This window comes from Paenibacillus sp. FSL R5-192 (assembly GCF_000517845.1).
Lineage (GTDB): Bacteria > Bacillota > Bacilli > Paenibacillales > Paenibacillaceae > Paenibacillus > Paenibacillus amylolyticus.
In genome coordinates, this window is record NZ_ASPR01000048.1 from 72,273 (window position 1) to 85,823 (window position 13,551).

A 13,551-nucleotide genomic window follows, 5' to 3' on the forward strand; every position below is an offset into this window, starting at 1 on the left:
TAATGGATTTAGTTGTGAAATAAGTGTCAAAGTACCGAAACAAGCGGAGAATATTCTTCGCCATCTTAAACCAACAGCGGGTGAGAAAAAATTGAAACACTTAACTTTGTTTAAATGGTTAACCGTATTAACCTGTCTTGTCATGTTTCTGGCCACTTTTGGTGGAGGCATCGTAACCAAAACGGAATCAGGCCTAGGCTGCGGAACAGAATGGCCTTTATGTAACGGAAAACTCGTTCCCGCACATACTGTGGCTTCACTCATTGAATATTCCCATCGCGCTGTAAGTGCACTGGCTGGACTGTTGTCCATTGCCTCGTTTGTTGCTTTTCTGCGGTTTGGCAAGTCACGCCGTGACCTGCAATTGTTTTCTTTCTTAACTCTGGTATTTGTTATCGTCCAGGGAATCATGGGGGCTTTTGCCGTTGTCTTCTCCCAATCTTCAGCAGTCATGGCACTGCATTTTGGCTTTGCACTGATTGCTTTTGCCAGTTCTCTAATGATGGCGCTGGGCATCAGGCAGGAGGCCAAAGATGGCGGATTGGAGCGACTGAATAAATACCCTCGGATTAGTAAAAAATTCAGGAATCTGGTCTGGTTCTCCACCATTTACACATATCTCGTGGTATACACGGGTGCATTTGTGAGTCACACGGATTCTGCCGGCGGATGTTCCGGATTTCCGCTCTGTAACGGGCAGATTATTCCTGAGCTTTCGGGTGGGGTTGCAGTTGCCTTTGCTCACCGTGCAGCTGCTGCGTCGCTCGTGATTGTTATTGCGATCCTGGGTCACTTCGCTTACCGTAATCATCCGGACAACAAGGAAATGCGTACTCTGGGTGTGGTATCCGTTGTTCTTATTCTGATGCAAGTAGTCATTGGTATTTTCATGATGGTGACAATGAACCGTCCGGAAGTATACATGTTCGTAGCTCTTGCTCATATGCTGGATATCGCCATATTGTTCGGAGTCTTAACGTATATGAGTTTCCTGGTGTACAAGCTGCATCGCCCGGCTAATCGTTTTTAAATATGAAAGTCCACCATCCAGTGATGTACATCATTGGACAGGTGGACTTTGTTTGATGTCAGGGGGATCAGGGCAACCTATGGCAAGCAGCAATTACACGGAATGGATGATGTGTTACGTTTAAGGTGATGAATTCTTGTTGATTTGGAAAAGAGGAGGTTAGACATGCTGCGAACGTTGTTGGGGGAAAAGCCACGTATAAACGAAGGTAAATTGAAGGCAGCGATGGACGCAATGGCGCATACGCTTGAGCTATTTCAACGACAAATGCATGTGGACCATGATCCCACGCATGACTATCGGAAACTGTATGTGTGGACTCAGGGACTCATCTCCTCACTGGATGAACTGGAGCAAAGCTGTTTCGCTGCTGCTCATTTTCGCAAAAAGGTCGTTGCAGGTTCAACGGATGATATGACGCCGACTGAAAAAGCCGAGTATGCCCGGTATGTGTATTTCTACAAAGATGGCTTTATCCGCTGCTTTGCCATTCTGGATAAAGTGGGCACGGTATTAAATGAAATATTCCAGTTGAATACTTCAAATACCAAAGCGCATTTTTCTTATTTTACGGTGTTAAGGCAGTTCGACTATGCAAGGGAGCATCATGATCTTGCGTTGCAATTAATACAGATCAAGGACTCTTATCGTGAACCGATGAGCAAGCTGCGCAAACGACGTAATATGGAAATTCACTACATGAACTCAGAAATGCACGATGACCTGTGGCAGTTACACCAGACCTTGCAAGGTAAAGTGAAATTGGAGGATCTGAATCAGCATGTGCAGGAAATGCGTCAGGGCGTCGATATGGTCTGTGAAACGTTAACAGCCTCTTATAGTTATATCAACAAAATATGGAAAAGAAATAATTCCCTTTGACAAATCGGAATACTTGGAATATACTGAGTTTCAATCGAATGTTACATGGATATAACTGATATTTTGGAAGTTACGTTCACATTATAAAGCATAAACTACATGAACTTATAAAATCCTACAACAACATATTTCTTATCGAGAGCGGCGGAGGGACAGGCCCGATGAAGCCCGGCAACCGATTTGTAACGACATGATACATGTATCATTCGTTATAGATGTTAGGTGCTAATTCCTACAAAATGGTGCAAGACACGATTTTGGCAGATGAGAAGGTATATTCTTTCACGTGAAGAGCCCTCTTTGTATCTGCAAAGGGCTCTTTTTTTGTACTTTAAGGGGAGTTTTCCTTTAGATCGGGTAAAGATACATGTAGGTGGTTGGAAAGGGGCAAGTGCGATTGATTGAATTAAAAGGTTTAACGAAAACGTACGGCAAAGGGGCAAAATCTACAACAGCGTTATCCGAGCTGAATTTGAGCATCCAAAAGGGTGAAATCTACGGTGTGATTGGCCATTCCGGAGCTGGAAAAAGCACATTGATTCGCTGTATTAATTTGCTGGAACGGCCTACGGAGGGTGAGGTATGGGTTGACGGAATCAACCTGACTGAACTGAGCAAAACCGAATTGCAGCAACAGAGACGCAAGATCGGAATGATTTTTCAACACTTTAATCTGTTATCCTCGGCAACGGTATATGACAATGTAGCTTTTCCACTAAAACTTGTGAATACACCCAAGGAAGCCATTGATCGCAAAGTGAAGGAAATGCTCGCACTGGTTGGTCTGGAGCACCATAGCAGCAAATATCCGGCTCAATTATCGGGTGGCCAGAAACAACGTGTAGGGATTGCGAGAGCACTTGCAAGTGACCCAAATGTTCTTCTCTGTGATGAGGCTACTTCGGCACTTGATCCGCAGACGACAAATTCAATCCTTAAGTTATTACTCGACATTAATGAAAAGTACAACCTTACGATTGTGCTGATCACACATGAGATGCATGTCATTCAGAACATCTGTGACAAGGTGGCTGTCATTCATCAAGGTGGCATTGTGGAACAAGGACCTGTAACAGACGTGTTCCTGAAGCCGCAGCATGCGATTACACGGGACTTCATGATGCGTGACCATGAAGCTGGACTTGCTCTGGAAGAGACCGCTCTGGCAAATGCAGGCGTTGAATTGCAGGCAGGTGCTGCTTCCAAACTTGTGAAGATATCCTTTCTGGGTAACAAAACGTATGAAGCGATTTTGTCTAGAACGGTACGTAAAACAGGCGTGGATTTTGCCATCCTGCAAGGTACAATCTCTACGATCAAACAGGTTCCTTATGGGCAGCTGACCGTTCGGTTCGAGGGTGATTCAAATGCGATTGATCGGACGATATCAGAATTAACCGCTGAGGGACTTGATGTGGAGGTGCTTCGTTAAATGGATTTTTCAACCGTACGTTGGGAAGAGGTTGGTAAAGCTTCCATAGAGACACTGCAAATTTTGGGTGTATCAGGCTTGTTTACCGTTATCTTAGGTTTACCGCTCGGAGTACTGCTGTTCATGACAGCCCGATCTGCTTCGATTAAGTCACGGGCAGTGTACACTATACTATCCCTGATTGTGAATATTTTGCGCTCAGTCCCATTTATCATATTGATTGTTGCTCTTATTCCATTCACTCGTATACTCGTCGGTACAGCTACGGGGGTGCTCGGCGTTATACCTCCTTTGGTGATTTCAGCAGCTCCTTATTTTGCTCGTTTGGTGGAGACGACGTTGCGAGAAGTTGATCGTGGTGTCATTGAAGCGGCACAGTCGATGGGTGCATCGACCGGACAGATTGTAAGACGGGTGTTACTGCCTGAGGCACTGCCTGGACTGCTTGCTGGTATAACGATCACCATTGTTACGCTTGTCTCCTATACGGCGATGGCGGGCATGGTTGGCGGTGGAGGTCTGGGAACACTGGCAATCAACTATGGATACTTCCGTTATCAAAATGAAATCATGATTATATCCGTAGTGTCGATGATCATTCTAGTGCAAATTCTCCAGATGGCTGGAGATCGCTTGGTTACATTTTTCACCAGGAAATAACACATAGATAACATGATGGTTATGCAATAATGCGGATGCCACATGACAAAATGATTAGAGAAGGGGTTTTACACATGAAAAAATGGTCTTTTGCTTTACTTAGTCTTATGTTGATTGCGGTTCTCGCAGCTTGCGGAAACAACAAGGACGCCGATAGCGGCGCAGACAATTCAGCAGGTGCACCACGTACAGTTGAATTGAAAGTTGGAGCTTCACCTACACCACACGCAGAGATTCTGGAAAGCATCAAGCCTGAACTGGAAGCACAAGGTATTCGTCTGCAAGTCGTTACATTCAACGACTATGTTCAACCCAATCAGCAGCTTGCTGACAAAAAATTGGATGCAAACTTCTTCCAACACCAACCTTATCTGGATACAGAGAATAAAGAACGTGGATTCAACCTCGTTTCTGTAACACCTGTTCATGTTGAACCTTTTGGTGGATACTCCAAAAAGATTAAGTCTTTGGATGAGTTGGCAGACGGCGCAAAAGTAGCAATTCCAAATGACCCATCCAATGGTGGACGTGCACTGTTGTTACTTGCGAAGGAAGGCATTATCACGCTGAAAGACAACACAAATATCTCATCTACGATTCAAGACATCACAGCCAATCCGAAGAACCTGGATATCATTGAGCTGGATGCAGCCATGATGCCTCGTCAATTGGATGAAGCGGATCTGGTATTTATCAACGCTAACTATGCGCTTGAAGCGAACCTGAATCCAGCGAATGATGCTTTGCTGATCGAAGATCTGCAAGGTAACCCATACGCGAACATCCTCGTTTCCCGTGAGGACAACAAGGATGCAGATGCAATCCAAAAACTGGCTGCTGCTCTGCACTCCGAAGAAGTGAAAACATTCATCAAAGAACGTTATAAAGGTGCAGTTGAACCTGCAACTGAATAATTCACGATATGTATGTTATGATGTGAATCTATTAAGAATAAGCCGTATATCTCTTCTGAAGAGATATACGGCTTATTTTATGTTTCCTAAGTCCGTGCTGACGTGGGATCAATAAGGGAAGGGTTAGGGCTTATCTTGTTTCTCCGCGTTGGAGTGATGTCCAGATTGGCGGTAATAGGATAATTCATTCTGATCAGCATACTGCTGCTCATCTGCTTCTTGCAGGTACGTTCTCTCGGAGGGAGAGAGTGTTTCTTCTTCTCCGTGTGAGCTTTTGATCTTGTATCTGATCCAGCCGATTAACCCAAGGACGACAACGAGGATCAAAGCCCATCCTTTTTTGAGCAAAAGAAGAGCACTGAATTTCTGGGAAGCTGTGTACCCGATCCCGCCCATCAGAAGACTGTTGAGCCCTATGGTGGATGTTTTGTCAGTCGAAGCATTGTACTCCTCGTAGGTGTATCCTGCATTGATGCTCAGCTTATGAAGTACGGTTTCCTCGAATGCCTGACGGCTCTGTTGAAAGTTGGCCGTATCTGTAACCAGAATGGCTGTGATGTACCCTTCGCGTGTCAGGAGTTTTACATTGTAATTGACCATGGCTTGCTGATCAGCATTCTTGAAACCAAGGGAGTAAACCAACTGATGTTTGGTACTGTCATATGCCGGTTCGATTTCCCACCCCGTTATGTACGTTCTATATTCAGGATCAAGTTCTCTGTTATCTTCTTCTGTGCCTCGGATATAACTGCTTAACAGCTCTTCGGCATTCAAATTTTGATCGTCATCATGGATATGACCTGTCTTCACGTATTCGAACACTACATACCACGAGCCGAATTCGCTATTGCTGGTTAGGCTTCCGATTTCGTTCCCGTTAGGCTTCCCATCACTGTTAAGTATCGAGCGTTGGGTATTGGGCTTATCCAGATAGGAATGGCTTTCAGGGACTTCCAGGGTGGCCTTACCGTCCAAAGAGACAGATGCTAGTCCAGTAATCCAATCGTACTCATCAGGTGCTTGCTCAGTCAAAATATATCTGGAATTAAAGGTGGATAATCCCTTGTGGATAAGCGAGTTGTAGGAGGACGATAAATCTTTTATACTGGATAGTGACTGCTCTTTGAAGAGGGGGATGAACGTGAAGGGAAAGATTGCCCTCATAACGGGAAGTGCCAAAGGTCTTGGTAAAATGACGGCCCTCAGTCTGGCAGATCAAGGGTGCCATATTGCCCTCAACTATGTACACAGCAGAACAGAAGCTGAGGCTTTAAAGGCTCAGATTATAGCCAAGGGTGTGCGGTGCATTGCCATCCAGGCTGATATATCCAAGGTGGAAGATATCTCTTCATTGGTTGAGCAGGTGGAAGGCAACCTGGGCAGCATTGATATTTTGGTGAATAACGCAGGTCCATTTGTCCGTGAACGACGATTATTTGCGGAATATTCTGAAGCTGAGGTCCAGATGCTTGTGCAGGGAAATCTGTTGGGACCGATGTTACTGGATCAGCGTGTATTGCCAGAGATGAGACGCAAGCAATGGGGACGCATTATCCATTTTGGCTTCAGTCATGCTGGAGAAGCGAGATCTTGGCCTCATCGCGCCGTATATGCGGCTGCCAAGGTGGGTCTGGTATCTTTTACAAAGACACTCGCGGTTGAAGAAGCTCCGTATGGAATTACGGTTAACATGGTATGTCCAGGTGACATTCGTGGTGCGAACAAAGAGAAAACGATTGATGAAATGGCAGGCATCACCGACGAGGAAACGCCAAGAGGGCGCCCAGGCAGCGGTGAAGATATTGCACGAGTGATTACGTATCTGTGTCTTGATCATTCCGATTTTATAACAGGCAACATTATGGATGTATCTGGAGGACTTGATCCGATTCGTCCGACCATACAGCGCGAGGATACTTAAAAGGTGAATTGAAGGATTGTACGTGGAATCTGGTAAAAGGGACAGATGAAATGTACTCTCTGCATATGCACACAAAAAAAGAGCCCTCCGCTTCATGCGAAGCGAAAGGCTCTTGAGGTTTATTTCGTGAAGGATTGATTAGAATACTTGTACGACTTCTTGTACACCCTCAACTTCTTCGAGAAGGGCACGTTCAATCCCGGCTTTTAAGGTAATGGTGGAGCTTGGGCAACTGCCGCAGGCACCGACCAGTTTCAGCTTAATAATGCCGTCTTCCACGTCGACCAGTTCCACGTCACCGCCATCGCGTTGCAGAAACGGACGAAGTTTGTCAAGCACATCAATTACTTCATCATACATGGTGCTTTGTGCGTTTTCGCTCATTTTTTTCAACTCCTTTCCCCTATATTATATTACAAATGGCCACAAATTAAAATGGTCAAACAAAGCAGGTGAACCTATATGAGACCGATTATTGAATTTTGTGCCAATAATATGCATTTTGGCACCGATGAAGTCATGGATCAACTGGAAGAAAATCCAGACTATGACGTGATTGAATACGGCTGCCTCACCAACTGCGGCCAATGTTCTATGACTCCTTTTGCACTGGTGAATGGTGAAGTTGTCATCACGGACAAAGTGGAAGATCTATATAACGCCATTCTGGCCAAAATTGCCGAAGCCGATGTCTGGGACGAGCTCGATCTCGACTAACCGAGATGGCGCTTGGACATCCAGAGCACACCACTTTTCAAAATACGAGGTACACGTCCCATCATGGACGTTTTGCCCATCAGCCCAAACCCAGACTTCTTGCCGAGTGCACCCAGTGTGCCACGAAGCTTGAGTGGATGTGGATTGGGCTTTTCGCCTTTCCAGAGGGCATGCTGAATATGGGCGATCTGCTCACCCTGTACTTCCGCAGCTTGACCGCTAGGTGCATAAGGTACACTGGCACAGTCACCAACGACATACACATCGGTATATTCCGGGATTTGGTAGTATTCATTCAAGACGACACGTCCTTGAGGGTCTTTGGTTACGTCCAGATCCTGTACCACTTTTACTGGCTGAATGCCTGCAGTCCATACGACAGCATCTGTTAGAATCTGTTCATCCCGGTTATAGATGGCATTAGGTTCAACGCGTGAAATGGCGATATGCCCGCGTGTCTCTACCTGATGTTCGTTGAACCATTCATGCACATACACGGATAGACGTTGCGGAAAAGCAGATAATACACGTTCACCACGATCCAGAATGCTGATGTTTAGATCCGGTCTGCTCTCACGAAGTTCGGCTGCCATCTCGACACCACTTAATCCGCCGCCTACGATATGCACATTGCCATAGGCTTTGACTTCATTAAGGCGAAGGTAGGTCTCGCGTGTTTTGCTAAAGCTCTGAATGGTACAGCTATAATCTTCGGCACCTGGTGTATTGTGGAAACGGTCCGTACAACCAAGTCCAATGACAAGTTTGTCGTACACAAGCGGGTCTTGGCCTTCAAATTCAATCTGACGCTGTTCCAGGTCAATCGAAGTAACTTCTCCATAACGGTAAGTGACTTTATCGCTCACTGGAAATTGGATACGCAGGTCATAATCAGATACGGTTCCTGCTGCGAGTGCGTAATATTCGGTCTTTAATCCCTGAAAGGGGCTGCGGTCCACCAAAATAATTTGTGTATCGGATGGAATTTTACCCTCCAGAAGTTCCTTGATGATGGTGAGGCCGCCATAACCGCCTCCAAGAATGACGAAATTTTTCATGACTCGGCTTCCTTTCTGCATCAGTCCCACTGAAATGGGGCTGTAAACTGTGGAGCAGCTATGCAATAACATAGCTGCTCCTTTTGTTTGGTTTTGAATAATTGAAAAGTAGATATTGAAAATTGAAGATATTATTCAGCAGTTTGCACCACTCGAATACAAACGTCTCCCTATAATAAAAGCTGCGTTCTGGAGTGGTGCTGGTGCAATATTGGTTGTGGATGGAGTTATATCCTATTCGTACACTTGAATTTCATTGTAGAACGTATCACGTTCTACCGGAATACGTCCTGCACCCTTAATGAGCCATATGAGCTCTTTACGTGTAAGGCCTTCAGGTGTGAGTGCACCTGCCGCATGACTAATCCGTTCGCGAACGATTGTGCCGTGTGCATCCGAAGCACCGAATCCAAGGGCAACCTGAGCTAGCTGTGGACCGATATTAATGAAGTATGCTTTGATATGATCGATGTTATCCAGCATCAGACGGCTGATCGCAATCGTTTTGAGATCCTCATAAGCCGAGTTACGACGCATAATGCTCGCGTTTTTACTTTTTGGCTGCATGGAAAGCGGGATAAAGACCATGAATCCGTTGGTCTCGTCTTGCAATTCACGGATCTGCACCATATGGTTGACGCGGTCCTCATAGGACTCGATCGATCCATACAACATCGTAGTATGTGTACGCATGCCCAGGTTATGAGCAGTACGGTGCACCTCAAGATAACGATCGACGTTCGCTTTGTCAACACGCATTTTTTTGCGATATTCATCCGACAGAATCTCAGCGCCGCCACCAGTCAATGTTTTCAGACCTGCTTTTTGCAGCTCCTGCAGAACTTCTCTGATACTCAGTCCGCTAATCCGAGTGAAGAAATCAATCTCGGCTGCCGTGTAAGCTTTCAGTGTAACATCCGGATATTTCTCGTTTAAAGCACGCAGGGAATCGACATAATATTGAAAAGGAACATGGTTGTTATGTCCGCCTACGATATGGAACTCACGTACGCCCGGATGAATATGCTGTTCCACATAATCGATCATTTCCTGACCGGATAATGTATAAGAGCCTTCTTCACCCTGGTCTTTACGGAAATTACAAAAAGCGCAGTGAGCTTCACATACGTTTGTAAAATAAAGACTCATGTTTTCGATGAAATATACTTTCTTGCCATTTTTCCGCAAGTTGGCCTCATTGGCCAGCTGGCCCAAAGTTAGCAGATCATCTGTTTCATACAGATATACGCCGTCTTCTACGTTCAGCCTTATGCCGTTCTGCACTTTCTCAACGATTTCAGCCATTCTTTTGTCTGTGAACGGTGTTACCAATGTAGACATACTGTTTCCTCCTGTTCTTAACCGGATTTGAGTTGTGTGTAGGATCTGTATACAGAACTACATAGCAAAGATGCGGTCAACTGCCGCCTTCTTATATGGACTAACTCTTATTTACCCGGTGCAGCGTGTGCTGCGTACGTAAAGCTAATTTTTTCATTAAAGTGAGTCTTGTGACTCTATATGCATTGGGGACTGCGGACAGTCTCGAAATGTGAAAAAAATTACAACTCTATATATGATCGTCACCTGAATAAGTCATGGCAAAATATCGACATTTCAGTGCGACCACCTATTCATTATAAACCTCGTGTCGCGGGGGTTCAATACACTGGGAAGAAAAAGGAGTTCAGGGGGAACGCGGAAAGAGGCAAACATGACTTGAGACCCTTGACGGGGTGGAGTATAATTTAAAGAAGAGTTAATGAAAGGTTGTTCAAAAAGTACGCTTTTGATTACGAAGGATGCCTAGCGGCATCTCAGCATCGAAGATGGGATTCAGCCGAAATGTCCGTTGCTCACGTAGTTTTGCCTACGCTCCGCTACTCCATTTCTATCTTCATCCCATCTTCTTGGTACTGAAAAGCGCCCTTTTTGAACATGATTTTATATGAAAAAGGAGAGTGACCTGGCATGATTAACATCAGCGAAACGGCTGCTGACAGATTGAAAGAGATGCTTGCACAGCAAGAGACACCTGGTATGTTCCTGCGTCTTGGCGTAGCACCGGGCGGTTGCACCGGATTTTCGTACGCCATGGGCTTTGACGATAAAGAGTCCGATGAGGACCTGTATATGGATATTCAGAGTATGAAGGTTGTAGTCGAGAAGGAAAACCTGAAGTATCTGGATGGTCTCGAAATTGATTTTGAAGAGTCCGGTATGACGGGTGGTTTCACTATCCATAATCCGAACGCGGTAGCCACTTGTGGCTGTGGATCTTCTTTCCGTACGAAGGAAGATGCGGGTGTGCCGGATAAGGATTGTTAATCTGACGCGGGTTTGAGCGGATTCGGTAACGGATGACGGACGCAAGCCTGTAACGGTAGCCTTAACGGTGCAGATTGTGAATTGCGCAGGTATTTCGGTAGGTTAACAACCCCGGACGATGAACGTTATCAATCCTTGAAATTGCATTTCAGGGTTGTGAATCACGACCTCTATGACGTATTAGTTTCGTACTAATTACGTTATGGAGGTCTTTTTGTTATGGCGTTAACGAAACGAGAAAGACGTGCCCCGGTCGGCGCGCGTGATGTAAAGTTGTTCCCGGAGCTTACATTAGAGCGAGCGTTAGACCTTATAATCAACGCGAAGAAAGTGGAGGGACTGCGCGAAAGGACGCTTATGGATTACACGAAGCATTACGGTTACTTTGTGAACGTAAACCAGTTATGAATGAAGTTATTTTCTTAATTGATGGTGAGAAATACAACGAGAAGCGCATTAACGTTCAAAGAGTATCTGAACGAGGAAAAATAAAAGTATTCTGAACCGCAGCTGATAGCATTTCTGTTGCGTTTTTTTTGTTTATACCGTAGCGAAGGATTCCTTGCCACGTTGCAAGGAATCCTTCGCATGCGAGCGTGGTTATGTTGAAGTATATCGGAGTGAGTGGGGGAACGAGTTCATTTTTAACGGTGCCTCCGGAGTAGACAAGAAAAAGACGCAGTTATTATAGACTGCGTCCGGGTCTTGCGTATGTTGGCGGTAAGTGTTGGTAAACTATAGTTTCGGATGCATGTTTCACAGGTTATTCTGAACCTATGTTATGATCAGAAGATGTCCCTTCTTCAAGATGAAGAATTTCAACTGGGAAGTGCTCCTTTATGTCGGCCGGTAACATTTCAAGAGCTGCTCCACCTAATGCTTTTACAGTATTTGGGTTTCGACGACTCCAAGTATATACTTTAGTTGTAAAAGCTTTAACCCAATTTCCTTTAGTGAATGAGTCGAGTTGATTTTTTAAAAGTTCGATTTCTTTAGAAAGATTCGCGATCTCTTGGTTGAGTTTGTTTTTGTCTTGATGTTCTTCTTCTAGTTTAACTTTAAATGTTTCCTCTAACTTTGTTAATCTTATCGCTAATTCTTTCGATTCGGATGATGTGAAAAGAACGTCCTTATCTATTTTATCTACAGATGATTCTATCCGTTTCAAAGTTTCTTCGAAAATTTTGTGTTTTTCTTCCAATATCCGATTAGATGGAGATAGATTCATATCCGTTTCCATTAGATCAAGCCAGTTTTTTATAGAGGTTATTACTCCCCAAGTGTCCTTTTTTGAGTGGTTTTCCTTATCCAATATACTACCAGGAGATTGCTCTATTTCTATAACGCCATTACTTCCAATTGTAATACTCATCTTATATTTTTTGTTAAACCTATAAATAATTGATATGACAGCATCGTCATAACTTTGACTTTCGAGAAACTCAAAATCTTCCGATGAGAATACCCCTGTATCTAACGTTTGTTGGAATTTAATTTTAGTAGCTGTATTTAAGGCCATCTGTTAATACTCCTTCATCTCATAGATTTTGTATAGAGGGCTATTTAGATTTAACCTTATTAGTGATTCGGTTTATTGATACTTGGAATGACTCAATAATGTCCTCAACTGATACTCTAATACATGGCACAATTTATCGACAGACTAGGAAATCCGCAGAGATATCGTGGACCTGAACGATCTAGTCGGCTGATGGATAGCGTAGGATTGCTGTACGATACCGGACAGGGTAGCGATGAGTGGGTATTAAAAAACCTACACCGTGCTCCTGGCGGGTGGCCACGGGTAAACTTCGGGGTTGGACGACTACATAACGAATGCATAATGCACGGATGGCCGACTGTATAAACTGCCAGTAGGTTACGGCCGATATACGCCTTTAGTCCGCGCAGTTATACGGTTTATGAGCATATAGGAGTGGGAATGTATATGCAATGAATAACGCGGGATTGATAATCACATATCCGCAATCCTTTGCGACGGTATATTTATGCGGTAAGCAAGATGGTTAAACGGAACGGAATTGTGTGACCCCCAAGGGCCCATGCGCAAGTCATCGAGGTACAACAACCTGACCACTAAAAAAGTGGCGCAGTTCCCACTCCAATGAGGTCTGCGCCGTTTCTCCGTTTTATGCTTCGTTTTTTAGTCCAATATTACTTCTATATGATTTGTGAACCATATCCTTCACAAATTCTACCAAATCTAAGTCGGGATCACGTTCGATAGCGTCATACACATATTTGATGCTCAGGTTTAGTGGGACTTTGTATACGTCAATCTGAGCGCTCTTACTCCCGATAGAAGTTGGTGCGGTTGATATCCCAGCTCGACTTAGCGCATCGAACACATTACGAAACGCATCAGTTACATTTTCTTGAGCACGACGTATTTTTATCTGCCTGTCTGCTCTCTCTTTAACGATTGTTTCTTTTTCTTGATTCGCTAGTTCTAACATTTCAACAAGATTCAACCGATTGACCGCCCTTCACATATATTCTACTACTTATATATTTTACCACGTGAAATATTGTAAATCTACTAAACAACTGCTTGCCACGTAGTTTAAAACCTTGTTGACTTGTCCACG

General features: G+C 44.5%; 15 protein-coding genes and 1 riboswitch. Of the genes, 9 read left to right on the plus strand and 6 right to left on the minus strand.

Annotation, left to right across the window (positions count from 1 at the left end; translation table 11 throughout):
• Window positions 1–91 precede the first annotated feature (91 nt).
• From C161_RS24050 to C161_RS24070, 5 genes are all read left to right on the plus strand, one after another.
• Window positions 92–1,030 carry a COX15/CtaA family protein gene (locus tag C161_RS24050; protein ID WP_036673320.1) on the plus strand — a complete coding sequence of 313 codons (939 nt, stop codon included), beginning with the start codon at window positions 92–94 and terminating at the stop codon, window positions 1,028–1,030.
• Between the two features lie 165 nt (window positions 1,031–1,195).
• Complete coding sequence (locus C161_RS24055) at window positions 1,196–1,912, plus strand: Cthe_2314 family HEPN domain-containing protein (RefSeq protein WP_017692405.1); 717 nt, start codon at window positions 1,196–1,198, stop codon at window positions 1,910–1,912.
• A 129-nt stretch (window positions 1,913–2,041) separates the two neighbouring features.
• A riboswitch (SAM riboswitch) is annotated at window positions 2,042–2,183 on the plus strand.
• 126 nt (window positions 2,184–2,309) lie between these two features.
• Window positions 2,310–3,344: a methionine ABC transporter ATP-binding protein gene (locus C161_RS24060; protein WP_036673323.1), complete on the plus strand. Its 1,035-nt coding sequence runs from the start codon at window positions 2,310–2,312 to the stop codon at window positions 3,342–3,344.
• Complete coding sequence (locus C161_RS24065) at window positions 3,345–4,004, plus strand: methionine ABC transporter permease (protein ID WP_036673326.1); 660 nt, start codon at window positions 3,345–3,347, stop codon at window positions 4,002–4,004.
• Window positions 4,005–4,078: 74 nt separating this feature from the next.
• Window positions 4,079–4,918, plus strand: coding sequence for a MetQ/NlpA family ABC transporter substrate-binding protein (locus C161_RS24070; protein ID WP_036673328.1), 840 nt, complete (start codon window positions 4,079–4,081; stop codon window positions 4,916–4,918).
• 123 nt (window positions 4,919–5,041) lie between these two features.
• On the opposite strand, the gene C161_RS24075 is transcribed toward C161_RS24070, so the two are convergent.
• Window positions 5,042–5,950 (minus strand): DUF2167 domain-containing protein, encoded by a 909-nt coding sequence (locus C161_RS24075; protein WP_051449917.1) that lies wholly within the window; start codon window positions 5,948–5,950, stop codon window positions 5,042–5,044.
• Between the two features lie 109 nt (window positions 5,951–6,059).
• Between C161_RS24075 and C161_RS24080 the strand changes: the two genes are divergently transcribed.
• Window positions 6,060–6,839: an SDR family oxidoreductase gene (locus C161_RS24080; protein WP_036673331.1), complete on the plus strand. Its 780-nt coding sequence runs from the start codon at window positions 6,060–6,062 to the stop codon at window positions 6,837–6,839.
• A 138-nt stretch (window positions 6,840–6,977) separates the two neighbouring features.
• Here the strand turns inward: C161_RS24080 and C161_RS24085 are convergent, their stop codons facing one another.
• Complete coding sequence (locus C161_RS24085) at window positions 6,978–7,223, minus strand: NifU family protein (protein ID WP_017692412.1); 246 nt, start codon at window positions 7,221–7,223, stop codon at window positions 6,978–6,980.
• 78 nt (window positions 7,224–7,301) lie between these two features.
• On the opposite strand from C161_RS24085, the gene C161_RS24090 reads away from it, so the two are divergent.
• On the plus strand, window positions 7,302–7,556 hold the full coding sequence (locus C161_RS24090) for a YuzB family protein (RefSeq protein ID WP_036605750.1): 255 nt from the start codon (window positions 7,302–7,304) through the stop codon (window positions 7,554–7,556).
• On the opposite strand, the gene C161_RS24095 is transcribed toward C161_RS24090, so the two are convergent.
• Window positions 7,553–8,614, minus strand: a complete 1,062-nt coding sequence (locus C161_RS24095; RefSeq protein WP_036673332.1) for an NAD(P)/FAD-dependent oxidoreductase — start codon at window positions 8,612–8,614, stop codon at window positions 7,553–7,555. The genes C161_RS24090 and C161_RS24095 overlap by 4 nt on opposite strands.
• 234 nt (window positions 8,615–8,848) lie before the next feature.
• Window positions 8,849–9,955, minus strand: a complete 1,107-nt coding sequence (mqnE, locus tag C161_RS24100; RefSeq protein WP_036673333.1) for an aminofutalosine synthase MqnE — start codon at window positions 9,953–9,955, stop codon at window positions 8,849–8,851.
• 630 nt (window positions 9,956–10,585) lie between these two features.
• On the opposite strand from mqnE, the gene C161_RS24105 reads away from it, so the two are divergent.
• Window positions 10,586–10,942 carry a HesB/IscA family protein gene (locus C161_RS24105; protein ID WP_036605753.1) on the plus strand — a complete coding sequence of 119 codons (357 nt, stop codon included), beginning with the start codon at window positions 10,586–10,588 and terminating at the stop codon, window positions 10,940–10,942.
• Between the two features lie 763 nt (window positions 10,943–11,705).
• On the opposite strand, the gene C161_RS24115 is transcribed toward C161_RS24105, so the two are convergent.
• Window positions 11,706–12,461, minus strand: coding sequence for a hypothetical protein (locus tag C161_RS24115; RefSeq protein WP_036673335.1), 756 nt, complete (start codon window positions 12,459–12,461; stop codon window positions 11,706–11,708).
• Window positions 12,462–12,584: 123 nt separating this feature from the next.
• Between C161_RS24115 and C161_RS33130 the strand changes: the two genes are divergently transcribed.
• Window positions 12,585–12,809, plus strand: a complete 225-nt coding sequence (locus C161_RS33130; protein ID WP_235193918.1) for a hypothetical protein — start codon at window positions 12,585–12,587, stop codon at window positions 12,807–12,809.
• A gap of 283 nt (window positions 12,810–13,092) precedes the next feature.
• Here C161_RS33130 and C161_RS24120 read toward each other — a convergent pair whose 3' ends face one another.
• The gene (locus tag C161_RS24120) at window positions 13,093–13,434 is read right to left on the minus strand and encodes a hypothetical protein (RefSeq protein WP_036673336.1); all 342 of its coding nucleotides are present in this window, start codon (window positions 13,432–13,434) and stop codon (window positions 13,093–13,095) included.
• Window positions 13,435–13,551: the final 117 nt, after the last annotated feature.

Excerpts from the sequence above, each read along its gene's own strand:
- C161_RS24065 (WP_036673326.1), top strand. The coding sequence starts at position 3,345 with ATGGATTTTTCAACCGTACGTTGGGAAGAGGTTGGTAAAGCTTCCATA.
- C161_RS24070 (WP_036673328.1), top strand. The coding sequence starts at position 4,079 with ATGAAAAAATGGTCTTTTGCTTTACTTAGTCTTATGTTGATTGCGGTT.
- C161_RS24055 (WP_017692405.1), top strand. The coding sequence starts at position 1,196 with ATGCTGCGAACGTTGTTGGGGGAAAAGCCACGTATAAACGAAGGTAAA.
- C161_RS24090 (WP_036605750.1), top strand. The coding sequence starts at position 7,302 with ATGAGACCGATTATTGAATTTTGTGCCAATAATATGCATTTTGGCACC.
- C161_RS24095 (WP_036673332.1), bottom strand. The coding sequence starts at position 8,614 with ATGAAAAATTTCGTCATTCTTGGAGGCGGTTATGGCGGCCTCACCATC.
- C161_RS24085 (WP_017692412.1), bottom strand. The coding sequence starts at position 7,223 with ATGAGCGAAAACGCACAAAGCACCATGTATGATGAAGTAATTGATGTG.
- C161_RS24115 (WP_036673335.1), bottom strand. The coding sequence starts at position 12,461 with ATGGCCTTAAATACAGCTACTAAAATTAAATTCCAACAAACGTTAGAT.
- C161_RS33130 (WP_235193918.1), top strand. The coding sequence starts at position 12,585 with ATGGCACAATTTATCGACAGACTAGGAAATCCGCAGAGATATCGTGGA.
- mqnE (WP_036673333.1), bottom strand. The coding sequence starts at position 9,955 with ATGTCTACATTGGTAACACCGTTCACAGACAAAAGAATGGCTGAAATC.
- C161_RS24105 (WP_036605753.1), top strand. The coding sequence starts at position 10,586 with ATGATTAACATCAGCGAAACGGCTGCTGACAGATTGAAAGAGATGCTT.